We start from the raw sequence: 25,029 nt of genomic DNA on the forward strand, positions 1-25,029 counted from the left end.
CAATTTTTTAGACTTTAAATTTTCTCAAATAATAAAAATGACCGTCATGCTCAACCTTTGCGATATAGCCCGAACTAATCATTTCAGAAAGAATTGTTTCATCCGCTTTGTCTTTAATCAAAATCTCACACATCACATCGTCGCGAATTGGATGGACAGAGCACATGTTTGCAATGTCTTCAATCACGTTTCCTGTCACACCTACAAAAGTTCCTTCGAATCCGGTTATCAATTCGGTATTGATTCTTTTATCTGAAAAAATATTCCACGCCCGGTTAATACTGCTTTCGTCAGGCGACTTGACCGATGAATCAGCCGGTGGACGGGTAGGAATTGAAAGATAAGCTACCGAAGGCGATAACGCAGCTACCAAATCAGCTGTCTGAGCCACACAACCGGCATCATCATTCACCCCCGCAACAAGCATCGTTTCGCTGATCAATAAACCATTGAACATGTCTTTGAAAGCCTGAAGGCCACTCAGATATTTGCTGAATGTAAGACCTTTCGCCGGACGATTCATTTTTTTCCAGACAGCTTCGTCGGGCGCATCTACCTTTACCGAAACAAGATCGGCATAATTCAGGTCTTCGCGCACCTGAACATCGAATAGCAACGATGCATTTGTGATTACAGCAATCGGAATTTTAAAATCTTTCAACCTTAAAATTGTTTTGCCAAGATTCAAATCAAGCGTTGGTTCACCGTTTGCAACAATCGTCAGATAATCGGGCTTGTCGTTTTCTGATAGTAATGATAAATGATTCTTTACTTCAGAAAAAATGACGTCCGGCGTAAAAAATGTTTCGCGGTTGATGGTGTAATACTTTGTGATTCCGACCTGACAGTACACACATGAATAGGAGCAGAGTTTCCGCGAAGGGATGTTGTTTATTCCCAGACTCTTTCCCAAACGCCGCGATGGAACAGGCCCAAAGGTAATCATGGTGTTCTGGTTTTAATGATTTCCCAAACCCGACTGGTGTTTATGCTTACAACAGAATCAGGTGCCCACTCAACATAACTTTTTCCATTGACCATAGCCTCGGTAACAACCGGATCAAATGGCAACATGGCAACCACCGGAACATTATTCAGCTTGCAATATTGTTTGATTTCGGTTGTCATTTCATGATTCAGATCATATTTATTAATGACAACCATGGCGAAAATTCTAAAGTGAAAGACCGCATCCATGGCGCGTTGCAAATCGTGTAAACCTGAACGGGTAGGCTCCGTTACAATAATCACTTTATCTATCCCGGTAATGGTTGAAATAACCGGGCAGCCGATTCCAGGAGGACCGTCATAGAGAATCAGATCATGATCATTTTCGACAGCCATTTGTTTTGATTTTTCGCGAACCAGACTCACCAGCCGGCCCGAATTCTCTTCGCCCGGAGCCAGCCGTCCGTACACCATGTGACCATATCGGAAAGTACCACTATATAACCTGCTTTTATCATTATCAATCATGGAAATGGCTTTAAACGGGCAAACCCGCTCACATAAACGACATCCATCGCAGCTGATTTTCGTAATTTCAACCTTGCCATCAACTGTAGTTATTGCATCAAACCCGCAGTAATCAATGCATTTCCCACAATTGGTGCAAACAGAATAATCAATCACAGCTTTCTGTCCCGAAACAAAAACTTCTTCTTCGGTATGTTGCGGCTGAAAAAGCAAATACTGATTGGCTGCATCCACATCACAATCGGCTAATAAAATATTTTTCGCCAGACTTGCAAGAGAAGCCGCAAAGCTGCTTTTCCCTGTACCGCCTTTACCACTGATTACTGCTATTTCCATGAGTGCGGAGTCAAAGTGTCAAACAATTGTCGAAATTTTCCCAACCAGACTTCGTCCATAGCCGAAATCAATAACCCTTTGGAATAAGTAAGTGCAATTTCGCGTGAAAAAGGAATTTCCATAAGAAGTGGAATTTTCTTCTCCTTCAAATAATTATAAACATCTGAATTGCCAATTCCAGCGCGGTTTACAACAACACCCATTGGTTTATTCATATCAGCCAGCGTTTCGACTGATTGTTTTAAATCGCTTAATCCAAATGGCGTTGGTTCGGTTACCAACACAACAAAATCGGCGAGATGAGCGGTTTGAATAAACGGACAGGAAGTGCCCGGTGGCGAATCGAACAGGACTACCGAATCAGAACCGGCTTCGGCAATAGCGGCTTTGATCAATTTTACCGATGAGTAAACTCCGATTTTTGTACGACCTTCTATCATCGTAAATTGGTTAGCCAAATCAAAGCGTTTAACCGTGCCCAAGACACTTTGCTTTTCTGTTATTGCGCTGTCATTGCAAGCAACAAAACAAGCACCACAGCCATGACAAAGATCCTCCATAACCTTGATGACCTGTAAGGTTGGAACATGAAAAATTGCATTGTAGGAACAATACTTATGACATCGTCCACAATGGGTGCAAATGCTTTCATTAATAACGGGAACCTTTTGTGTAACATCGAAGGATTTTGTCAGGCAACCACTGATAAATAAATGCACATTGGGCTCTTCGGCGTCACAATCAACAATAGTAACCGGAATTTTTGCCTGCTGCAGCGCATAAAACAAATTAGTTGCAACAAATGTTTTACCTGTTCCACCTTTACCACTGGCGATGGCAATTTTTATTTTATGGGTTGAATTAATCATATTCCAAACGGGTCTTTTTATAGCACAGAGTTGGCTCTGTTAGCCGTTTCCATAAACTATTATTCCATGTACCCAAAGCCTGATGAGTGAGGAAATATTTTTGTGGAATCGGATGTGTGCCAACAACCACCGTTAATCCGAATTTTTCAGTAATGAATTTTTCGAAATATTCAATATTACGGCAAGGCGGATAACCAACCAGCATGCCGGTTGCCAGATGCACATGGGTCACACCGTTTTTTTTCATTTCGACAGGAGCGTATTCAATATTTCCGCCCGGGCATCCATCACACGTGGTGTATGCTGCAATTTCAACATCCTGGTTTTTATAAATAGAAAAGGCTCCTTCGCGTTTTTGCAGGGATCTGAAACATTTTCCACCGGCGCAGGTGTGATAGCGGTTGCAAATAATAATACCAACTTTAATCTTCTCCATCATTGCATTTTTTGCGGATTAAACACATTAAAGCTCCCTTTTTCAACGCCAAGCCTTTCGGCAATCACATCGCATTTGGCCATCAATAAAAAGAAAATGCGGTTGTCGTTCAGATCGATCAACCCTTCCAGATTGCCCTGCCCTTTTGAAATAATTAAATCTGCTTTTCTGAATTCCTCGTAAAAATCGACACTGCAGCTGCTAAGAACCGTAGAAGGATTTCCTGACCCATTTGAAACTACATCAGCAACAAGGCTCATACAAACCGTTTCGGCATCTTCAAGAGTAACATCATTCAGAATGGGTTTACCTCTTACAGCAAAAGTGACATGGTTGTGCATCATTGTTTCAATGAACAATTTGTCAAAAACAATTTCGCCGGCATTGTCGCCCAGATACAATATGTTTTTTGCCGTTGAAATACGTGATTTCAGTTCAACTGAATGATCAATTGCAAAAGACGTTTTCAGTGCTTTATCAATCGTTTCATTGATATCAAAACTGCTGTGGGCGCCATAATCCATTACATTGCCGGCAATCGCCAACCTCAGCGCCATCAAAAAAGAATCGGAAGAAAGCTGCACCTGCGGTTTTATAATTTTATATAATTCAAGAGCAATCGCATTGTTCTCTTTTTTCTCAGTGAAAAATGGATCACCCTGTCCGACCAAACGACCAAATTCGGCATTGAGCAACTGCTGAATTTGCGGTGCAGGCAAATGTGCATTTTGCTTCCATGCAATATCAAAGAAACCAAAAAAACGATCGCGTGTTTTCTGCTTAACCTCGAATTTGTCAAACAATCTGTTGTAGGTTCTCAGAAAACATTGAAGACATCGTTCATCGATGGGTTTTACGGCATTAGTGCCTGCAGGCTCCGTCGTGAGGGTGCTCATCATGATTGCAGTAATTGGCGGTCAGGGTAAGTCTGTTTTTCAGGAAATCTTCAACCAACTCTGTAGCTGATTTTATGGGGCCTCCAACAAATGCATTAATATTTTGTTCATTAAACAGCATAATAGCCTGTTGACCCATCCCGCCGGCAATAACGTCGGTAACACCAAATTCAGCTACCCAACGCGGGTATAATCCAGGAACATGCTCAGGAGGAGTTACTTCTTTAAAATCAATAACCCGATCATCTTCTGTGTCTACAATTGCAAAAGTCTGACAATGTCCAAAATGTGCACAGAGCACGCCGTTTTCCAAAGGAATGGCAAATTTTCTTTTCATTTTTTTCTGTTTAAAAAATGGGGAGGTGAAGAGCATCCTCCCCTGTTTCAAAAAACCACTTATGAAACTACTCCGGACTCTCCTTCCGAAATTTCGATAACTATTGTTTTCCTTCTCGGATGCGTTTCCCTTTCCCTTCGCCGCATCCATCTGCTTTTCGACGTTTTCCAAGACCTTTCCCAAGCTTTTCCAGTTTTTCATTGTCACTCAGTTTTCCACACTGACCAAGCTTCCGGCCTGTTGCTGAACCCTTACCGTCGGGCCCTGTTCCATCTAATCGTGGCATAGCAATGATTTTAAGTGTTTTCTCTTTTCAACCAGACTAAATAATTGTCAATAACCTCGCTTACAACGCCCGAGTATCCCTGATAAGCCCTTATACCATGTTGTTTGCAGATGTTATCGGCATAGTCAGGTAGTTTGTATGCAAGCACAACAGTTACTCCTTTTTGTTGCAGTGTCAGTGGAATGTTGTTTTTACAATCACATCCTTCCGGAGTGCAAAGAATTTCGGAGTCAACAATATTATTTGTTTCATCCACTGAGAAAATGGTGAAAACCTCGCATGAATTCATGAATTCATCCAGAATTTTTCCAGATGTAGGCACAGCAATTTTCATAATGGGGTCCTCCTTTTTTTTAATGTCGGGTTATTAATTTTATAATGTCTTCATTCTTGATTTCAGGATCTTTAAGGACAATCATTTGTATTTTCAAACTATCCAATAACGGCTTAATTTTAAAGCCGAATTCTCCGGAAACAATTTTACCAACATTTTTGGATGCTACAAGTTGCACTGAAGCCGGGCCTGCTCCTTCTTCTGCGTCCTTATTGGGATTAGGAATAAATTCAACTGATTTTGTTTCAGTATCATAAATTACGAAATATGCACACCGACCAAAACGCTGGTCTATCTTTGATTCCAGGGTGTTTCCTGTTGACGAGATGGCTACTTTCATTGTATTGGTTTTTTATTTTTTCTAAATTTTCGACCCTTTCTTCTCATGACGATGTTACACGTAGGGCAAATCATATTATTACACGGTTGACCATGCCTGTGCTTTTGTTCAAGTCCGCATTGAGGACATACACAAATATCATCGCAACTGCTTTCCGATGTCAGCTGCCCACTGATTTCCGAATCATATTCTTCAATATCCTTGCTTCCACACAAAGGACAATTTTTAATAATTATGTCCTTTTGAGGATTGTTGAAATTGCAATTGCAGGCACCGCAATTGTACCAGTCACTGTCGAAATATACTTTTCCACCCTCAATGGTTATCGGGCGTCCTTCGACAAATGCGGTGGCCAGTTTCTGCCGTACTGAGGCATAAATGCGCGAATAGGTCGGCCTCGACACATTCATCAACTCCGATGCCTGATCGTGTGTGTACATATCATAATCGCACAAACGTAGCGCCTCATATTCCTCATACAATAAGATGACTGGCGTGGAGACCTTGCCTGACACTTCCTGTCCATAAGGCTTGAAACCCTTTACTGCCGGCGGGTTTGAGACTTTTCTGATTCTTTTAATTCTTGGCATTGAATTTCATTTGAGCATTTGTTCGATACAAAGATAGTGAACATTTGCTCATTTCAAATATTTTTTTTTACTTTGTATGAAATTTTAACATATGGACTCAATAACAACTCAAACCCGTGTCATTTTTCCTTGCGACCTGAATAATCATGAAACATTGTTTGGCGGGAAAGCGCTGATGTGGATGGACGAAGTGGCCTACATAACAGTGTTGCGATATCTCAATCACAACGCTGTCACTATTGCAGTCAATAAACTGAACTATGCTAATCCGGTGAAGGCCGGCGACATCATTGAGATTTCAGGAATTGTCACAAACGTTGGCAGTGTGAAAATTACAGTACACGTTGAAATACAACGGGAAGAAATGGAAACCGGCGGAAAATCGAAGGCCATTGAGGCCGATTTTGTATTTGCCCCAATCGATGAAAATCATAAGCCTGTCCGTGTGCCGGCCGAGAAAATCTGAAGCCAATAATTATTAATTGTCGTGGATTGTTTGATTGTTCGGAAAAATCATAATCTTTATGAATAACGATAAAGTCAAGAGAAGTATTCCAGACTAAATGTAACTGAAATGAAAAGCAAAAAGAAATCGTACGATGCAATTATAATCGGAGGTGGAATAGCCGGTCAGGAAGCAGCTTTGAACCTTGCCAGTATGAACTTTAACGTTCTGATTGTAGAAAAGGATTTATCCATTGGCGGAAAAATGATTCAACTCAGCAAGGTTTTCCCTACGCTTGACTGTGCTGCTTGCATAACAACCCCTAAAATGTCTGAAACCCTCAGACACCCGAATATAACAGCGATTCTTTATGCAGAAATTGAAAGCATCGGAAAAACTGAAAACGCATTTGAAGTCACAATTTCAAAGAAACCGAGATATGTAAAAGAAGAACTCTGTACCGGTTGTCAATTGTGTGAATATGTATGTCCCCAGGTTTTAAGCGACCAGTACAATTATGATATGGTAGGCCGTAAAGCTATTTTTATTCCGTTTTCTTTGGCCAACCCAAAAGTCGCCGTTATTGATATTGATAACTGCATTCATTGTCATCGTTGTGTGAAGGTTTGTGTTTCCAAAGCAATCGATTTTAAACAGCAAAGACAATGTATTTCTGTAACAGCCAAATCGGTGATTTTTGCAACAGGTTTCAGGTTGATTTCTCCTGAAGCCAGACCCGAATTGGGCTACAGGGAATTCCCAAATGTGATTGATTCGCTGCAAATGGATCGGTTAATTGCGCCAACACGTCCATACAACGAAATTGTCAGGCCAGGCGATGGAAAAGTCCCCGATAATATTGCGTATGTATTATGTGTGGGTTCAAGAGACTCTTCTGTATCAAATGACCGCTCAAGTGACCCGAACATGAAAAACCCGATTTGTTCGCAGATTTGTTGTATGTATTCCATCAAGCAGGCTCAACTGCTTACCGGCGCCCTTCCTCTTGTGGATATCACTGTTTATTATATGGATATCCGTGCTTTTGGCAAAGGCTACGAGGAGTTCTACAATGAGGCAAAAGGTATGGGGATTAATTTCGTAAAAGGAAAAATCGCACGAATCAATGGCGCAGACGATAATAGCGGCGATCTTATTCTTAGGTATGAGGATGTAGTAAAAGGTGTATTAAAAGAAACAAGACATGACCTGGTGGTACTTTCCGCAGGGATAAAGCCTGAATCTGCAATTGTCAACGTATTCGAAAATGAAAAACCGGAACTTGATGAATATGGTTTTATCAGGCAGGTTGACGAATTGCTTAATCCGGCCGCAACAAGCATTGTTGGCGTATTTGCAGCCGGAATGGCCTCAGGGCCAAAAGACATCCCGGATTCCATTTTGTCTGCCGGTTGCGCTGCAACGGCCGTTGCTTCATATTTAAGGAAACATGCCCCTGTTGATTTTTCTGAACCAGAGGAAGAGAAAACCAAGGACCTTGTTGTCAGTCCCGGCCAGACAGTACCAGTACAAAATGAAGAATCTGAGCCCTTACATGTTTATGTGAATCAAGAATAGATAAGAGTACCCGTAAAAAAGATTCGCAGTGAGAAAAGTAAATTCTCTCATCCATCAGACTGGTTCTTTGTGATCTGGCTGCTCATGATGGGAATTTCCGCATTCGCAGTACGCGTACTGATCGATGCCAACCAGCTCGAAAACACATTTGGCGTATATTTATTTCACCTGACGGTACTTGTACAATGGGCGCGCGTCTCCTGACGCGTGACCAGATGGAAATATTTCTGATGACTCACTAAAATCAACACTATTAAAATAATTTCTACCTTTGATACTATCAAATGATACTACCCAATGAAGTTATTTACAGCTCCGTCATTCACCATCACCGCCCGGATCCTTGAACTCGTGGCTTCATTGTCAGAAAAGTCCGGAGCCATCAATGCGCTGTTTCTTAACAAAATCCCACAAAATATTCATGAAGAAAACCGCATTGAAAGCATTATTTCGAGTCTTTTGCTCGATGGAAGCAATCTGACCCGGGCCCAAATGGATCGAGTCCTCTCTGAAAACTTTGCAGATAATGATAATAAGGATTTCTTGGAAATAAGCAACGCTGCAATGGCATATGAGAAAATCGGACAATGGCATCCCTACAGCTATTCGTCGTTCTGCGCTGCCCATCAAATGCTGATGGACGGGCTGAGTGATACCGCCGGAGAGTTGCGCACCGACACGGTTGGCATCAAGATGTATCGAAAAAAAATCATGACGGCTCCCGATCCGAAACAATTGGAATCGCTGCTCGAAAATCTGTTTTCATATGTAAAAACAAGCCGTGACCTATTGTTGGTGCGTAGCTGCGTATTCTATTATGAGATATCTTTTATCCATCCGTTCGATCAGGGCAACGGCCGCCTGGCGCGACTCTGGCTCAAGGTGCTGCTCAACGAATACAACCCTGTATTCGGGTCGATAGCGATTGAATCGTTTATGCTCGCACAAAAACAGCAGCTGCACGATGTACTGTCGCGTTGCACCCGCTCAGGAAAATCGACATTGTTTATTGAATTCATGCTGAGCCTGATTGATGAAGCACTCGGAAAACTGCTCCTGGAGCGGCCGCCTGTCATCTCATCCGATGACCGTATCCATGCTTTTCGCAACAGCTTCACCCATGAAATGTTCACCCGCAAAGACTACATTCAATTTTTCAGGAATATTTCAACGGCCACCGCCAGCCGCGATCTGCAATCAGCCACCGAAGCGGGTACCATTCACAAGACAGGCGATAAAAACCAAACAATTTACCGGTTCAGAGCCAAATAAATTATAGGGGTCAGTTGCTGGTAAAATTTCACCTGCTAATCTGGGCGCGCGTCTCCTGACGCGTGACCAATAACCAATAACTGTTAACCATTAACTATTTCACAAGGATTTCATCCACAAACACCCACGACTTCAATCCGGCGTATGGATGCCATTCCGGAAGGGTTTTCGTTGCGGCAATATTGAATTTAATGTATCTCGTTTTCTTCCCTGAGACGTCAAAAATAAACGATTTCATCATGGGCTCACTTTGCAGATTGTCAGATGAAATCAGCGTTACAGGGCCATCGTACTTTTGCCCATCCTTCGATAATCTGCATGAAACGCTGACTGGATGTAATATCCACGATTTCGGATATTGAAGTGAACTAATTTCTATAGTGTCAACCGAAGTAACCGAGCCAAGATCGAGCACAATTTCAACATCTGTTGCTTCCCAACCAAGCCAATTGATTTTGTAATCTTCAGTGCCTTTCACTCCATTGGTGAGCGTGGCTGGTCCAGCCGCTTTGTACTTAGGGTCTGGCTCAGGACTGCACGTAATCTTTTTTTGAAATGCAAGATTTCCTTTAGTGCTGACATGGATGTTCCTATACGTGTTCACGTACCAAATCTTGAATGTAAGCCCGTTTTCATTGAATTCAGAGACATTATTCTGCGTACAGATATGTCTGAATTGTTCCAGCATTGTTGTCATCCTGGTTTTCAAAACCCACTCTCCATCAACGTTTTCGTACCATCCACGCGGACCAAACAAGTCGGTTTTGGCAATTTCCATCTCGGCATACATAATTGGAAGCCGCGCAATCTGAACTCTTGAAAGCAGTGCTGAATCAGATGCGACAGCACTTTCAGCATAGTCGAAAAATTGATTATACTTGGTCAGATTTTCCGTTGAAAGATAGGTTTCAGCTGCTTGTACCGGATTTCCGTAAATATCCAGAAACTGCTTGTAGCGCAAACATTCGCTGTGCAGTAAGTCAAAATACTTACGGATCCCAACAGAAGCATCGCCATAATAATACTTCATGAAATCATCAATGATTGCGTTGGCATCTGCATCCGGATTCCATAAAAGCTTGCTCAACAGGTATGTTTTTAGCTCAGAGAATTCAACTCCGTGCTTTGCATTGCATTGCTGGAAATTCGCAATCACATTGTTCTTCGTGAAATACTGAAGGTTGGGCTGCAAAGTGTGAAACAGCGGAAATGGCGTCAGATACGATGAAAACTGCACTTCATAATCCCACATCATAATATTATTACTGATTCTGCCCCACCCTTCCATGTCTTCGCGAAACGAGGCTGCACCAGGATCTTCAGCTATCGGGTACGTGCGGTTTAATTCGATCGAACACAGCGTAATCATCACATTGCTGTCGGGTTTTGTGATCAGCGGCGGCTTTCGGGTGTACTGATAGGCAAGCGTGGTAATAGTTTTGTCTGGAAATTCTTTGGCAACAGCATTCACAAACCTCAGCATTAAGCCAGCCGGAGAGCCTTCCTGCAAATCAATGGACTGGCATTTTTCACATTGACAATACTCGTAATTGTCGTTCTGACTCACTGACCAATATTTAATTTTTGGATGAGCAGACATCTCTTCTTTAAGTTTTTTCAGCGTGATTTTCAGTACTTCGGGATTGGTCAAACACAGCTGTCCGTGCGCCACCCGATTGCCATTCACCAATGCAAAATATTCAGGATGTTCATCGAAATATATTTCAGGAGGCACCAATTTGTTGAATGTATGCACATAGTAACCTTGCCAATCTGGCTCGCGCCAACGGTCTTCAATGGTATTCAGTTTTCTGAAATATTTAAAGGTAGTGTCGTTGGCGAATGGACCGTTCACAATACGAATGGTAGCAGGCGGAATCTGAATTTCGTTGATGGGATTTAAAATAATATCTGTCATTACTGGCATGTATTCAGCTCCTGGAGCCAGCATACGCACCCCCAGATAATCTTCAAGAAACCCGGTCACTCCGTAAATCACCCCCATGCCGCTTCCGCCTGTAATGTAAATGTTGTTATCGGATGTTAGAATACAATATCCGTCTTCTTTAAGCAATTCTGCCGATTCTGAGCAAAATCCGCGAGGAAAAGTTGCCAGAACAAAAGCAGGATGTTTGGCCTTTGGGTCAGAATCACGGTAAACGGGCAATTGCGCGCCGCTTATTCTAAAAAGATAGTGCTGAAGGATTTCGCTGGCTTCAATTTCATTTACCGTTGCTGTTGAGCTGAGAATGATGCTGTATCTGCTTTTCCCGTTTTCGATCAGGCGTAATTCGCTGCTGCCCAATACCGCCGATGATAGAAATATACAAATCAGAAATGCGATTTGGGGCAATCTTGTTTTCATTTATCAAAGAAAATAATAATTTCCCTTCTGAAATCCCGATTTTACCCATTTAAGGCCATTAGTTATTAAATGCTTTCAACAACATATTAACAGGTTTTCAACAATTTATTTTGGTTTTCTAATGGCGAAAATTCTGAAACTTTCTGATAATAAAGATATTAACCTGGCGGCTCAGTAAATTTTGTTGAAAAACAGAGATCTTTTAAAAGAAAATTCCGGCTCCTGGCATCAGACCGAGCAATATAGCTCCCAATGCGCATAGTATTCCAATAACAGAATGACTGATCTTTGTTTTTACAACCGGGGCAATGCAGAGAATAAAGCCTGCTACTGCCGTTACAATAATCACATTTCCTATCAAAGTCTGCGTATTTTGCATTTCTTGATGAACCAAAAAACTCAATTCGTCATATTTTTTCTCTATAGCATTAACTTTTGGTATATAAATATATCGGTTGTACAAGCCTGAAGCAAGGCTCATCAATAACAGAAATAGACCTGGAATAAAAAGTGTTTTCATTGCTTTATGAATTAAATTCACTTCGACTAATGCAAATATATTTCATATATAACGCATAATAACTAACACGTGTTATTATTTTTGAACAATTCTTTCAACAATTTTCTTTGAAATTCACAGGAGCCTCATCCGCACAGAATATTCTTCTCCGTTCTTTGGTATTTCAAACCTTATCACTAGTTCGAAAAGTAACCGCTAGCATCAAAAATGTGCGTAGCTTGTGCTAAACCCAGCAACAAGCCAAAGATTCCGATCAGGATTCTGAAAAAATTCAGCACTCTTTTTCTATTCTCCTCCGGAATATAACACAACACCAGTGCCGTTGTACTGACGAAAATTGTAATTATTCCGAAAGTAACCTGGCTAGATTGGGTGTCGTTGCAAACGGGGGCATTGAAAGTCATACACTCGTTTGCATGATGGCACTGACGACAAAAACTGATTATACAGTCCGGTTGCCATGCTGACAAGGGAAAGGATAAATCCGATAACTGAATGGTTCTTTATTGATTATTTCTGTCAACTGATTCAGATTTCAAGTAAAATTATTCACATCAAGGACGTTTTATTTAACAAAATAACCGGTATAATCGAACATATGTGTTGCTTGCATCAGACCAATCAGAACAGCAATAACAGAAAGCAGAATACCAAAGTAAGCAAGATAGCTTTTCTTTTGTCTGATGGTTGGCCACAAACAAAGAATGAAAGCCAGTACGCCTGCAAGTATGGCCGTCTGGCCCAGCAAAATCTGCATGTCCTGAGTAGTGTCACAGTCTCGCTGACTCAGGATGTCAGTCTTACACATATGAGCATGATAAGCAGTCACATAGGTCAACTGATTATATATGCCAACTGCAATACCCAGCAGTGCAATGACAAAACCGGTAATAGATAAAGTTTTCATGTCAGTTTAGTTTAATCAGCAAATTATTTCGCCTAATACAAAGATAATCTATTTAACACGACTATATTATCAAACCAATCACTTTTATTTTTGCTGTTAAACTATTATCGATTTTTACAATATGAATATTTCATCGATTTTTTTCACTACTTTTGAAAAAAGAAATTAGCCGTGGTAAAGGAAAGAGAAAAAATTGTCCCTGATTCTCAGAAAACAGTAGATCCTGTAAAAAGCCTGATTCTGATCAATGATGATGTCAATTCTTTTGATCATGTTATTGAGTCACTTATTGATGTTTGCAACCACAACGAGGAGCAGGCTGAACAATGTGCAATGATAACGCATCTCAAAGGCAAATGTCCGATTAGAAAAGGTGATCGGGATGCATTGCTGCAGATCAAACAGCAGCTATCTGAACGAATGCTTTCGACTGTTATTAGTGAATAAACTTTAGTATTATGATAAAAAGAATTTCAGTACTCATTATTTTAGCAGTACTTTTTGTTGATTGCACGCGCGTTCCGGTAACTCGCCGCAAACAATTCCGCATGCTCCCCGAGAGTATGATTAACAACATGAGTTTGATCGCTTATAATGATTTTATTGCTGCAAATCCGGCTGTTCCCACTACAGATTCCCGCACCCAGCAAGTGGTTGGTGTAGGTCAAAAACTTCAAAATGCAACAATCACATATTTAAAAAAGCACGGCTATGGCAAAAGGGTAAAGCAATTCTCCTGGGCATTTACACTGGTCGATGACCCGATGGTGAACGCATTCTGCTTGCCTGGAGGAAAGATTGTTGTTTATTCAGGGATCCTTCCAGTCACAAAAACCGATGCCGGCCTGGCCACAGTGCTGAGTCACGAAATAGCTCACGCAGTTGCCCGTCACGGAAACGAGCGAATGAGTCAACAACTGGCCGTTGCAATGGGCGGTGTTGCACTTTCTGTTGCCATGCAAAACAATCCTCAGGAAACACAGAATGTCTTCAATTCGGTCTATGGAATCGGTGGAACGCTTGGAATTCTGGCCTATTCGCGCAAACATGAGTACGAAGCCGATAAAATCGGAATGGTCTTTATGGCGTTGGCTGGTTTCGATCCGGCCGAATCTGTCGTATTCTGGGAACGAATGTCAGCAAGCGGTGCCGGTGCCAATATTCCGCAGTTCCTGAGTACACACCCCACCGACGATAATCGCATTGCCGCAATGAAAGAATTTCTTCCGACGGCAAAAACATATTATAAGCCCGCTCAATAAAACACTATGGATTGGACTCTGATTATTACCCTGATTTCTGCCGGCATTGTTCTGATAATGCTTGAGATTTTTCTCCTTCCCGGAATGATTGCTGGCATTATTGGCGGTGCGGCAGTATTGTTTGGTATTTACGAGTCCTACGCTGTGTACGGATCCGAAGCTGGAATAATCACAACTGTTGTTACTCTGGCTGTTACGGTTATTCTTCTCATCCTTTTATTTAGGTCGAACACCTGGAAAAAAGCTGCGCTGAATGATTCGATCGACAGCAAAATGAACACGGAAAGCGACAACCTGAGCCCGGGCGATGAGGGCAAAACAATCACCCGTCTTTATCCAATTGGAAAAGCGGAAATCAACAATGAGACCTACGAAGTTCAAAGTCTGACCGGAATTATCGAAGCAGAATCTGATATTGTCGTTACCAAAATTGAAGGATATAAAATCTTTGTCAAACCCAAAAACACATAACCAATGAATTTACTTTTCGTTTTTCTAAACTCCAATGCTGAGGTCGGAATTTATTTCGCCATCGGCATTGGTGCCCTCATCGCTTTATGGCTGCTGTTTTACCTGATTCCGGTTGGTCTCTGGTTCAACGCCTTGCTGTCTGGCGTTCGTGTTTCTCTAATTCAGCTTATTCTGATGAGATGGAGAAAAGTTCCGCCTGCAATTATCGTCAACGCGCTGATCACTTCTTTCAAAGCTGGTATTCCGCTCAACCGGAATGAGCTCGAAGCTCACTTCCTGGCTGGTGGTCGCGTGAAAAATGTTATCAATGCACTTATCTCAGCAGATAAAGCCAATATCCCACTCGATTTCAAATCGGCTACGGCCATCGATCTGGCTGGCCGCGATGTGTTTGAAGCTGTGACGATGAGTGTTAACCCAAAAGTAATCAATACTCCTCCGGTTACCGCTGTTGCCAAAGATGGTATCCAGCTGATTGCAAAAGCGCGTGTTACGGTCCGTGCTAATATCCGCCAGCTGGTGGGTGGTGCCGGCGAAGAAACTGTTCTTGCCCGCGTTGGTGAAGGTATTGTGACTTCAATCGGTTCTTCTTTTAGTCATAAAGAAGTGCTTGAAAATCCTGATAAAATTTCAAAGGTTGTGCTTGCCCGCGGTCTTGATGCCGGAACAGCTTTCGAAATTCTTTCCATCGACATCGCTGACATTGATGTTGGCAAAAACATCGGTGCTATCCTGCAGATGGATCAGGCGCAGGCAGACAAAAATATTGCTCAGGCAAAAGCTGAAGAACGTCGCGCAATGGCCGTTGCTCTTGAACAGGAAATGATCGCCAAAGCGCAGGAAGCCCGCGCAAAAGTGATCGAGGCTGAAGCCGAAATTCCCAAAGCTATGGCGGAAGCATTTCGCAGCGGCAATATGGGAATCATGGATTATTACAAAATGAAAAATATTCAGGCCGATACCGATATGAGGCAAAATATTTCCAAACCTGGCCCACAAGGCCCTGAACCAAAATAAGAATTTTTGATTTGTTCGAATGAAACTCCTGTTACGAAAACAACAGGAGTTTTTTTATGCTACAATGCTTCAACGCATTTCCGGAAATCATCGCCACGATACTCGAAATTGATGTATTTGTCATAGCTTGCTGCGGCCGGTGACAACATGCAAACCCTGCCCTCACGAGTATTTCTGGAAGCCACTGCCACTGCATCCTGCATAGAATCTACAAAATACAATTTTATTCTTGTTCTGATTTTTCCCATCAGTTCGCCGATCAGCTTACCTACCTCGCCCATCAGAACTAGATTCAGAACGTCGCTCTTTGAAAGAAAATCAATCAACTCCGAATAATCAATGCCCCGGTTGAATCCACCGAGAATAATGGTATCAGTCGCAGGATATGCCTTTAGAGCCGCTATGGCCGATTGCGGAATGGTTGAGATCGAGTCATTGATATACTTCACTCTGTACACCTCCCGGATAAATTCAAGGCGGTGCGGAAGTGGTTTAAAGGAATACAAGGCTTTTATTGCATCCTGCAATTCAAGACCAGCTTCGATAACGGCACCAATTGCGGCGGAGATATTGCTCAAGTTGTGTGCGCCCTGCAATGGTAATTTGCTTAAATCAATGCACTCGCTAAAATGATTTTTGTTGAAATCAAAAGTGATTTCATTATTGATAGCGCCAAATCCAGTGATTTGACCTGAACATTGCTTTTGATAATCTATCCAGTTGTGACCAATCCATTCAACAGGGATAAACATACGGCCGCCCCATTTTTGATATAGACCTATATTCCATTTGGCTCTGGCATATGCCCGAAAATCTTGATAATGATCGAGATGTTCTGGGAAAACATTCAGCAAAACTGCAATGGATGGTGAATGATAAACCGTTTCCAGCTGATGGCTCGACAATTCAGCAACAATGGTTTTCTTTTCCGCATTGGGTAATTCATCAAAAAACGGAAGACCTATATTGCCGGCCAGCAGCGCGTTTCGTCCGTTGCTCACCAGCAGGTGATGAATTAATGTTGCAGTTGTGCTTTTGCCTTTTGTGCCTGTTATACCTATTACTTTATGTTCGAAAAAACGCAATAATAAACCAGTCTGCGAGGACAATTTATCCGATTTGGCCCATTTCTCAGAGACTTCTTTCAAACTGATTCCTGGCGTTTTTATCATCAGATCGAAATTGTCCGGATCACCTAAATATCCTTCACCACTCAGTTTCTGCAATTCCATTCCGGCAAATTCTTCAGGAAGAATTATTTCCTGTTTGTCTCCAATGGTTATTTGAGCATCCGGCACAAATTGTTTCAAAAACCGCAGTGTGCTCACCCCTTCACGTCCGAAACCAGCTATCAGGATACGAGATTCCTTAAGGTATTCAATCAGATTATTCAGCTCCGGATACATTATGCAGTATTTTTTCGTAAAACATTGAAAGATTATGTTCTTTATTCCAAAAATGAAGACTATTCGAAACCGGCTTATCAGGCCATTTTTCATAAACTGAAAGCAGATACGGTAATGTTTTTTCCTTTGAGTAGAATTTCCGAATGGCAAGCTGGATCGCCTCGTTCACTTCCGAAACTGTTCCGACACATTCAAATGGTTTGATCGGCACTTTCCCGGTAAGCTCTTCAAATGCGGTCTCCAACGATTCATTATTGTATAAATCTGAACCAAAAATTTCAATCCTTTTTTCAGGAGATAAAAATGGAGACAAAATTATGTTGGCAAATAAACACTTCGGACATTTTCCACACCAAATGTCTTCTTTACTTCCTGCATTGCAACTACGGAAAACCGCATGGTAGGCCGTCATTTGTGAAAACAATTTTGCAATCTGCAATTCAGTGAGCGGTCGCAGAAATGAAAAATAATTAAATCCGTCCGAAACATTTTGTGCGTAATATTCCCTGAAATCCTGCTCAAATTCAAATGATTTTGAATACTGATGATTCACATCGGTACCAGGAATAGTGCTTTCATTGGCGCTTGATTCGTTGGACAACGCAATATCAGAAATCCCTGTCATCCGCGCTATCAGCAAGGTGTAGAAAGCGAGCATGGCACTGAATGGCGTATGTCCGTTCAGAAAACCGTTGTCGTTCATTTTGAGCAATGTCGGATCGATGGTTCGTTTTACTGAAACAAAAGCTTCCATGCCTATTCCTGACATTTTTACCGTATTCAAGGTCGCTCCGCGCGGATTGATGATCAGAGGAATTACATTGCGTCCGCCATTTTTTATCAGCTCCAGTGTAACCGGTGAATCCTTGCCGCCTCCGATAGGAACAAGTGTTGAAAAATTATCAGCCGCCTGAAATTCGAAATCAGTCAGCTCTTTTTCACCCGAATTGATCCATAAAAAATCTTTTGCCGTAGTCTTGATCGAATTAATGTAAAAGAACTCACCCAGACCATTATACCACAGCTTTTTCCACCATTTAATCTGGTTTTCAGCTAGTTTATACGGTTTGATTTCGACCAAAGGAGAACATGTTGGCTTCCAGTAGCTGATCAGTTCAATCATTCCAATATGAAAAATCAGGTTATCCAGATCAGCGGCCGGAATGTTTCTTAGGAACGGAACATGCTGAAAATCAATCTCCGACGCCGGACGAAAATGCCATTCATCACCAATATGAAAATGAAAACTAAATGAAATGCCACAATCTGTCAGTCTGTAATCAAATGACTCATAAGTAAATACAGGAAATTTTTTCCTGAATTCAACAAAATCGCAGTTTTTTTCAACAATTTTCATTTTGGAATAACTTTTGACAAGTTCCGTCGTCAAAAGTACTAAAGAATCACCACTTATAAAACACGAGCCATGTTCGAAATTAAATCCAATGCAGTTGCGCCGGCCACCGGAAGGGTTCTGATCTCAGAGCCGCTGCTGCAGGATTTTTATTTCCGCCGCTCAGCTGTATTGCTGGTCGATCATGGCGAAGATGGCTCATTTGGAGTCATTATGAATAAACCAATCAAAACAAATATCAGTGAAATCATGCCCGATCTGGGTGATTTCGACGCGCCATTGTATATAGGCGGACCGGTTGATCCGAAGAACGTTTTCTTCATTCACTCGCATGGCAATATCATCGAAGGCAGCGAACATATCGGAGACGATTTATTCTGGGGTGGCCGCATTACCAGCGTGGTTGATAATATTCTGGCTGGTCATATTTCGCCCGATACCATTCGCTTTTTTCTCGGCTATTCGGGCTGGGACGCCCATCAACTTGAGGAAGAACTTAAGAAAAATGCATGGGCTGTAACAATCCCGAAATTGAATGAACTGATTCAAATGAAACCTGAACAGATCTGGTCGGGTCTCGTGAAACAACTCGGCAACGAATACAGTTTCTGGACGCATCTGCCTGCAGATCCGCAGTTTAATTAGGCGTAAGACATGAGGCGATAGGTGACATGTTAATGTCGCTACTGATTTGAAGTCAGTTTTATACGATTGTTCATTTCTAATTAATTTTTTATAAAGTCGACGGCTTCTTTTGGCTGCGATTGCTTCATTTTATTTCGGAGTATCTTTGCAGGATGACTCACACGACCAACATTATTTCAGCAGCCATTGAAAACCTGCACATCGAAAAGCTCAACGCAATGCAGGTTGAGGCCATTGATTCCATTGAAAAGAATCAAGATACAGTACTTCTGGCGCCAACTGGTTCCGGGAAGACCATCGGATTTTTGCTTCCCATTCTCAAATTGCTTGATGCCAATAAAGATCAAATTCAAGCACTTGTTTTAACGCCGTCGCGCGAGTTGGCAATTCAAATTGAGCAGGTTTTTAAATCAATGAAAACTGGCTTCCGGTCTTTGTGTTGCTATGGTGGACATTCTGTTTCAACTGAGAAAAAAAGTTTGCAGGCAAACCCCGCACTTCTGATTGGTACGCCCGGTCGTATTGCAGATCACATCAGGCGCGGACATATCAATACAACAGGCATTCACACACTGGTGCTCGATGAATTTGATAAAAGCCTGGAGTTTGGTTTTGAAAGAGAAATGCGTTTCATCATTGAACTACTTGAAAAATTGCAAAAACGCATACTCACTTCGGCCACACATTCCCTCGCCATCCCGGATTTTACGGGCATGCAAAACCCGGTTGAGTTAAATTATCTCACTGCTGAAGCGGCCGAAGGGCTGACTCTTAAAGTGGTTATGTCAGATAGTCTTGAAAAAACGGATACATTGTTTCGGCTGCTTTGCCATTTGGGCAATCATTCTACGATGGTGTTCTGCAATCACCGCGAAGCCGTGGAAAGAATCAGCCGGTTTTTGGCGGACCGACAGCTTGAGAACGACATCTTTCACGGAGGGCTGGAACAGGATGAGCGCGAACGCGTGCTGATTAAATTTCACAATGGCAGCGTCCGGATTTTGATCACCACCGACCTTGCCTCACGTGGGCTCGATATTCCATTGGTTGAAAATATTATTCACTATCAATTGCCATCAACCGAGACAGCATTTACCCACCGCAACGGACGTACCGCCAGAATGCATGCACAGGGAAATGCGTTTCTCTTGCTCGCTGGTGAGGAAAAACTTCCGGTATATATTAATGAAAAGCCTCCCATAGAGCCATTACCCGAAGAAACAGTTGTTCCGAAACCTTCCGATTGGCAAACAATTTATATCAGTGCTGGCAAAAAAGATAAAGTAAATAAAGTGGACATTGTCGGGCTTTTGCTTCAAAAAGGCAAATTAAAAAAAGAAGAACTCGGATTGATTAATGTGCTTGATTTTGTTTCGTTTGCCGCTGTAAAAAGTAATAAAGTCCCTGAATTGCTTCGTCTGCTGCGCGACGAGCCGCTGAAAAAGAAAAAAGTAAAAATTGCAGTGGCGAGATAGCTGCAAAAATTTGTGCGTTGTGCGTTGATCTCCCCGACATTCTACCGTCAGCAAGAACAGGTTGATATTGCAGCTTTGCTGACGTGGAATCGTCGGGAAGTCAGAGTCTGTAGCACCCAACGATTCCGGGACCGCTCCTTTTCACAAATCAATGTCTGTTCACGCTTCCAGCGTGATAAACTCCCGCCAGAATGTTGGGTGCGTTGCGCACACTACGCTCTCGGATCACCGCGAAGCTCCATCTTGGCCATCTTTTCCACCTGCAGATTCAATGCACCGAAATCGTTAATTACCTTTCCATACAGCAGATACACACCGTTTCCGCGGAAAGGATATTTTCGCAAACTGTCGGGGAAATGCACCGTCTCGAAAAAATTCCCTTCGAAATCAATGAAGCTGGCAAAATACATTTTCTCGTTTTTCTTTGTGCGAACGGGTTTGATGGTAACCAGCGGCGCAATCATGCGCACATATTTTCCTTCTGCATCTTTCATACCCGACGCATGAATCTCGCCCCGAAAGCTCGTTTTCAGCAGATCGAACCACGTGTATGTCACCGGAAAGCCCAGTAGTTCAATTTCATCATAGGCATCTTCGAGCTGCGACGTTTCAAGCGGTGGCAAATTTGGCAACTGGTGCGACGAAGCAAACAGCTGTCCCGATGCTTCGGGTGTTTTTCGCGCATCTTGCCCGGCCAATGTTTCCCACAACAATTCGGGTTTTGTTTTGCCGGTAAAAATAAATGCACCTGTGCGAATCAGCAGCACCAGCTGCTCGCGGGCAATATGTATACGCGACACAAAATCGGCCATGTCGGCGAAAGGCCCGTTACAAAGCCGTTCTTCGAGCACCGGACGAATGAAATTTTCCTCGAGTCCCTGCACATGAATAAAGCCGATACGAATATTATTCCCTTTCACCGTTGTGATGTAATCACCAGTGTTTATGCAGGGAAGCAGCACATTGGCCCCGCTTCGGCGCGCTTCGGAGAAATACACCCAGCTGCGGTAATAACCGCCGAAATTGTTGATGACAGCTGTCATGAACTCCACCGGATAATGCGCTTTCAGAAAAAGACTCTGATAACTCTCGACCGCAAATGAGGCTGAATGCGCCTTTGAGAAAGAATAACCCGAAAAGGATTCTATCTGTCGCCACAATTCCCTGGTGACTTCTTCGGGGCGACCCATTTTCGCTGCGCCTTCGTGGAAGCCGTTTACAATGCGCATCATTTCTTCCTTGCTGCGATATTTGCCACTCATGGCGCGGCGCAATACGTCGGCTTCGGCCAGATCGAGTCCGGCGTAATGATGCACCACTTTCAATACATCTTCCTGATAGACCATGACACCGTAGGTTTCGTGCAGCAATTCTTCGAGCACCGGATGCAGGTACTGAAACGACTGTGGATTGTGGTAGCGCCGGATGTATTCCTGCATCATCCCCGACGACGAAACACCCGGGCGAATAATAGAGCTGGCCGCTACTAGCGTGAGATAGTCGCGGCAATCGAGTTTTTTCAGCAGACTACGCATGGCCGGACTTTCGACATAAAAACAACCGATGGTCTCCCCTTTTTCGATCTGTGCCGCAATAGCCGGATCTCGCTTGAATGCAGGGATATCGTGAATGTCGATTTTCTCGCGTCGGTTCTGCGCAATAAATTTCACTGCATCGCCGATATGCCCAATGCCGCGCTGACTCAGGATATCGAACTTTTCGTAGCCCAGATCCTCGGCTACATACATATCCCACTGCACCGTCGGCATACCTTTAGGCGGCCGATCCAGCGCTGAATACATTGTTATTGGATCTTCGCTTACCAGCACGCCGCCCGCGTGAATGCTGCGCAGATTCGGAAAGTCGCGTATGGCTTCGCCCACAGAAACGATTTTCCGGATAATATCGTCATCGGCTTTGAGTGTTTTGCGCTCTTCAACGAGTGCATCAATCTCAGTTTTCGGAAGTCCGTACACTTTGCCGAGCTCGCGATAGACCGACTTATCGCGGAAAGTCTGCATCATTCCCAACAACGCAGTGTGTTTCGATCCGTAGCGTTTGAAAATATAATCCTGCACATAAGTCCGGTCTTTCCACGAAAAATCAATATCAAAATCGGGCGGGCTGGTACGCTTCGGGTTGATGAAACGCTCGAAATAAAGATCAAGTTCTACCGGATCGACATTGGTGATATAAAGGCAATACGCTACAATGCTGTTGGCGCCGCTTCCCCGCCCTACATGATAGAATCCGCGCGACATGGAATAGCGCACAATGTCCCATGCCATGAGGAAATACGACGAAAATCCAAGCCGGTCGATGATTTCAAGTTCCTTGCGAATGCGCTCCAGCACTTGCTTCGACTTGTTGGGATAGCGCGCCGGGAATCCATCCATGGCCAGTTTTTCGAGCAACAATTTATCGTCGTAGCGGCTGCCGGTAAATGTTTTTTTGTTGCGCACCACGCCCATTTCAACATCGGCGGAGCAGTCGCGCAGCAGATTTTCGGCATTGGCAAGCAGGTCGGGACATTCAGAAAATGCTTCGTATGCAGCTTTGCGGTCGGGCATAATTTCATCATTCATGGCCAGCTGCGATGATTTCAGGTTCGAGAGCAGCGTGTTGTTGTCGATGGCTCGCAGATGACAATGCGTATCGTAATCAGTTTCTGATCCGAACGTGACCGGCCACCAGGCAACCATGCGTCCACGCACTTTGCGGTCGTTGAGCACACGCAGCTGCGGCACCTGCGACGGCCGCACGGCAATGTATTCGTTGGCCCTGAGCTGCTTTGGCGTATTTTCGTTCCACGGATACAGTACAAAAACCTGATTGAACGGCGGCGCAAAATCGGCCGGCTGGGTTTCCGTCATATTGCACTGCGTCAGGTATTCGTTTATTTCCTGAAAGCCGCTCATGTTGCGGGCCATACAGACATACAGCAAGCGACTGCCGCGCCGGAATTCCATGCCCACCATGCCTTCGATGCGCTCGCTGCGGCATTGTTTGATGAAATCGACCCAGCCCGTACAATTGTTGATGTCGGCCAGCAGCACCTTCGGAAATCCGCATGCAGCTGCCAGCGAAGCCACTGTTGAGGGCGCCAGCATGCCGAAGCGCAGGCTGTAATATGAGCGACAGTGGAGGATCATGACTGAACGACTATATATTAATCAAATAACGAGACTACAATATAATCATTTCATTTTATAAACCAAAAAAAAGGTTGTCTCAAAGAATGCAGCTTCTTCAAAAACAATATTCCATCGTCCAGAAGCGACATAGAAGCGAAAGGATATGGAATCGTTGTTTGTGAAGAAGTTACGACGATTCCATATTTCGACCAAAATACTATGTATACATTCAAATCGGCCGGAACGATGGAATATCGTAACGAATTTTAATTTTGAGAAAGCCCCTTTAGTTTATAGTCGAAACTTTGTATGATATTGAATATTTTGTCGATTATAGTCGACAGATTTTTCGGTTCCAAAAATCGTTTTATCGCTGGAGGAGTATGGCTGGGATACCTATAAACATGGCATTCGCTGGATGAATATCAAGGATTTTTTGCTCTCCAAAAAGTTGGGTTAGCTATTTCCAGCAAACCGAATCCACCCCCAGCACATAGTTTTCGATGACACGCACGGAGAATACGGTTTCATCGCCATCGAAGCCCTCGATATCGAGGTTGTTGATTTGTTTCTGATATGATTGCTGAAATTTATACGCGACAGGGACATAGCTCCAGTGCCATTCTTCGGGCTGGAAGCCGGTTTTGCGCGATTCGCCAAATGGGGTATAAGGCCTGCAAAAGCCGAAATGCGCCGCATGCGTTTCGAGCCACTGCAAGACTTTGATTCCTGTTGCTGTTTTGAAATAGGCCGGATCAACGCTGTTAAAGTCTATATCGGCACCCCAATGGTGGCGCGATGTTCCGGGCATGCTACTGTATTTCAAAATCACTTTTGCACGTTCCACTTCGTCGGGATAAGCCGTGTTGAGCAGCTTTCCGCCCACATACTGACGTCCGTTCCATTTGTTTTCCCAGATCATTTTCTGATGCTCGAAAGTGCGCGTAGCCGAGACAATGGTTAGCGTGATTCCATCTTTCAGCGCACTATCACGCATGGCTATGAATGCGTTGTACACATCAGTGCGCAGATAAATCCCGATTTTCAGAGTGTATTTACTGCTGATCAGCGAGAAATCCTTTTCTGCAGCCGGATTGAATTTCCCAAGCAAATATTTTTTTTGAATAGTGTCAAATTCTGCTTTATTAACAAGCGCTGAATCAATTGTATAAACCTGCGCACCAAGCGGGTTCCAGAAAGCAAAAAACAATATTAGTATTCCTAGATTTTTCATTTTCGCGTCCGCACTTGCAATGATTTTGCCATGATGGCTTGTGA

General features: G+C 43.2%; 27 protein-coding genes. 9 read left to right on the plus strand and 18 right to left on the minus strand.

Going from position 1 to position 25,029, the window contains the following annotated elements; translation table 11 throughout:
- Positions 1-7 precede the first annotated feature (7 nt).
- The 10 genes from A2W93_04335 to A2W93_04380 form a co-directional block, all read right to left on the minus strand.
- Positions 8-946 (minus strand): radical SAM protein, encoded by a 939-nt coding sequence (locus A2W93_04335; GenBank protein OFY55994.1) that lies wholly within the window; start codon positions 944-946, stop codon positions 8-10.
- A complete protein-coding gene (locus A2W93_04340; protein OFY55995.1) occupies positions 943-1,812 on the minus strand; it encodes a hypothetical protein in 870 nt (289 codons plus the stop codon). Before A2W93_04340 ends, A2W93_04335 begins: the two co-directional genes overlap by 4 nt.
- A complete protein-coding gene (locus A2W93_04345) occupies positions 1,803-2,660 on the minus strand; it encodes a hypothetical protein (GenBank protein OFY56091.1) in 858 nt (285 codons plus the stop codon). The genes A2W93_04340 and A2W93_04345 overlap by 10 nt, the downstream gene beginning before the upstream one ends.
- Before the next feature lie 13 nt (positions 2,661-2,673).
- Positions 2,674-3,120, minus strand: a complete 447-nt coding sequence (locus A2W93_04350) for a CGGC domain-containing protein (protein ID OFY55996.1) — start codon at positions 3,118-3,120, stop codon at positions 2,674-2,676.
- A complete protein-coding gene (locus A2W93_04355; GenBank protein ID OFY56092.1) occupies positions 3,117-4,013 on the minus strand; it encodes a hypothetical protein in 897 nt (298 codons plus the stop codon). Before A2W93_04355 ends, A2W93_04350 begins: the two co-directional genes overlap by 4 nt.
- Positions 3,979-4,350: a hypothetical protein gene (locus A2W93_04360; GenBank protein OFY56093.1), complete on the minus strand. Its 372-nt coding sequence runs from the start codon at positions 4,348-4,350 to the stop codon at positions 3,979-3,981. Before A2W93_04360 ends, A2W93_04355 begins: the two co-directional genes overlap by 35 nt.
- 100 nt (positions 4,351-4,450) lie before the next feature.
- Entirely contained in the window at positions 4,451-4,636 is a 186-nt protein-coding gene (locus A2W93_04365; protein ID OFY55997.1) for a hypothetical protein, read from the minus strand.
- Between the two features lie 10 nt (positions 4,637-4,646).
- Entirely contained in the window at positions 4,647-4,973 is a 327-nt protein-coding gene (locus tag A2W93_04370) for a hypothetical protein (protein ID OFY55998.1), read from the minus strand.
- Between the two features lie 16 nt (positions 4,974-4,989).
- Positions 4,990-5,310: a hypothetical protein gene (locus tag A2W93_04375; GenBank protein OFY55999.1), complete on the minus strand. Its 321-nt coding sequence runs from the start codon at positions 5,308-5,310 to the stop codon at positions 4,990-4,992.
- Positions 5,307-5,900 carry a hypothetical protein gene (locus A2W93_04380; protein OFY56000.1) on the minus strand — a complete coding sequence of 198 codons (594 nt, stop codon included), beginning with the start codon at positions 5,898-5,900 and terminating at the stop codon, positions 5,307-5,309. The genes A2W93_04375 and A2W93_04380 overlap by 4 nt, the downstream gene beginning before the upstream one ends.
- A gap of 91 nt (positions 5,901-5,991) precedes the next feature.
- Between A2W93_04380 and A2W93_04385 the strand changes: the two genes are divergently transcribed.
- The 3 genes from A2W93_04385 to A2W93_04395 all read left to right on the plus strand — a co-directional run bounded on the left by A2W93_04385 (position 5,992) and on the right by A2W93_04395 (position 9,195).
- The gene (locus tag A2W93_04385; protein ID OFY56001.1) at positions 5,992-6,366 is read left to right on the plus strand and encodes a hypothetical protein; all 375 of its coding nucleotides are present in this window, start codon (positions 5,992-5,994) and stop codon (positions 6,364-6,366) included.
- A 108-nt stretch (positions 6,367-6,474) separates the two neighbouring features.
- Complete coding sequence (locus A2W93_04390) at positions 6,475-7,923, plus strand: hypothetical protein (GenBank protein OFY56002.1); 1,449 nt, start codon at positions 6,475-6,477, stop codon at positions 7,921-7,923.
- A 297-nt stretch (positions 7,924-8,220) separates the two neighbouring features.
- Complete coding sequence (locus tag A2W93_04395; GenBank protein OFY56003.1) at positions 8,221-9,195, plus strand: hypothetical protein; 975 nt, start codon at positions 8,221-8,223, stop codon at positions 9,193-9,195.
- Between the two features lie 94 nt (positions 9,196-9,289).
- Here A2W93_04395 and A2W93_04400 read toward each other — a convergent pair whose 3' ends face one another.
- From A2W93_04400 to A2W93_04415, 4 genes are all read right to left on the minus strand, one after another.
- Positions 9,290-11,500 carry a hypothetical protein gene (locus A2W93_04400; GenBank protein ID OFY56004.1) on the minus strand — a complete coding sequence of 737 codons (2,211 nt, stop codon included), beginning with the start codon at positions 11,498-11,500 and terminating at the stop codon, positions 9,290-9,292.
- 262 nt (positions 11,501-11,762) lie between these two features.
- Positions 11,763-12,080, minus strand: coding sequence for a hypothetical protein (locus A2W93_04405; GenBank protein OFY56005.1), 318 nt, complete (start codon positions 12,078-12,080; stop codon positions 11,763-11,765).
- A gap of 176 nt (positions 12,081-12,256) precedes the next feature.
- Entirely contained in the window at positions 12,257-12,484 is a 228-nt protein-coding gene (locus A2W93_04410; GenBank protein ID OFY56006.1) for a hypothetical protein, read from the minus strand.
- Between the two features lie 161 nt (positions 12,485-12,645).
- Positions 12,646-12,987, minus strand: a complete 342-nt coding sequence (locus A2W93_04415; protein OFY56007.1) for a hypothetical protein — start codon at positions 12,985-12,987, stop codon at positions 12,646-12,648.
- A gap of 171 nt (positions 12,988-13,158) precedes the next feature.
- Here A2W93_04415 and A2W93_04420 point away from each other — a divergent pair, with 171 nt between their 5' ends.
- From A2W93_04420 to A2W93_04435, 4 genes are read left to right on the plus strand one after another with little or no spacing between them, the layout of a single operon-like run.
- Positions 13,159-13,434, plus strand: coding sequence for a hypothetical protein (locus tag A2W93_04420; protein ID OFY56008.1), 276 nt, complete (start codon positions 13,159-13,161; stop codon positions 13,432-13,434).
- A gap of 11 nt (positions 13,435-13,445) precedes the next feature.
- Entirely contained in the window at positions 13,446-14,249 is an 804-nt protein-coding gene (locus tag A2W93_04425) for a peptidase M48 (GenBank protein ID OFY56009.1), read from the plus strand.
- A 6-nt stretch (positions 14,250-14,255) separates the two neighbouring features.
- Positions 14,256-14,720, plus strand: a complete 465-nt coding sequence (locus A2W93_04430) for a hypothetical protein (protein OFY56010.1) — start codon at positions 14,256-14,258, stop codon at positions 14,718-14,720.
- A gap of 48 nt (positions 14,721-14,768) precedes the next feature.
- The gene (locus A2W93_04435; GenBank protein ID OFY56094.1) at positions 14,769-15,737 is read left to right on the plus strand and encodes a hypothetical protein; all 969 of its coding nucleotides are present in this window, start codon (positions 14,769-14,771) and stop codon (positions 15,735-15,737) included.
- Between the two features lie 59 nt (positions 15,738-15,796).
- On the opposite strand, the gene A2W93_04440 is transcribed toward A2W93_04435, so the two are convergent.
- Both A2W93_04440 and A2W93_04445 read right to left on the minus strand, forming a co-directional pair.
- Positions 15,797-17,143, minus strand: a complete 1,347-nt coding sequence (locus A2W93_04440) for a UDP-N-acetylmuramoylalanine--D-glutamate ligase (GenBank protein OFY56011.1) — start codon at positions 17,141-17,143, stop codon at positions 15,797-15,799.
- Positions 17,124-18,500, minus strand: coding sequence for a hypothetical protein (locus A2W93_04445; GenBank protein OFY56012.1), 1,377 nt, complete (start codon positions 18,498-18,500; stop codon positions 17,124-17,126). The genes A2W93_04440 and A2W93_04445 overlap by 20 nt, the downstream gene beginning before the upstream one ends.
- Before the next feature lie 69 nt (positions 18,501-18,569).
- Between A2W93_04445 and A2W93_04450 the strand changes: the two genes are divergently transcribed.
- Together A2W93_04450 and A2W93_04455 are read left to right on the plus strand one after the other, a co-directional pair.
- Positions 18,570-19,142, plus strand: coding sequence for a hypothetical protein (locus tag A2W93_04450; protein ID OFY56013.1), 573 nt, complete (start codon positions 18,570-18,572; stop codon positions 19,140-19,142).
- Between the two features lie 152 nt (positions 19,143-19,294).
- The gene (locus tag A2W93_04455) at positions 19,295-20,617 is read left to right on the plus strand and encodes a helicase (protein OFY56014.1); all 1,323 of its coding nucleotides are present in this window, start codon (positions 19,295-19,297) and stop codon (positions 20,615-20,617) included.
- A gap of 212 nt (positions 20,618-20,829) precedes the next feature.
- On the opposite strand, the gene A2W93_04460 is transcribed toward A2W93_04455, so the two are convergent.
- Positions 20,830-23,769, minus strand: a complete 2,940-nt coding sequence (locus A2W93_04460; GenBank protein OFY56015.1) for a DNA polymerase III subunit alpha — start codon at positions 23,767-23,769, stop codon at positions 20,830-20,832.
- A 442-nt stretch (positions 23,770-24,211) separates the two neighbouring features.
- A complete protein-coding gene (locus A2W93_04465; GenBank protein OFY56016.1) occupies positions 24,212-24,985 on the minus strand; it encodes a hypothetical protein in 774 nt (257 codons plus the stop codon).
- Positions 24,986-25,029 lie beyond the last annotated feature (44 nt).

The organism is Bacteroidetes bacterium GWF2_43_63 (assembly GCA_001769275.1).
In the GTDB taxonomy this organism is placed as follows: domain Bacteria; phylum Bacteroidota; class Bacteroidia; order Bacteroidales; family DTU049; genus GWF2-43-63.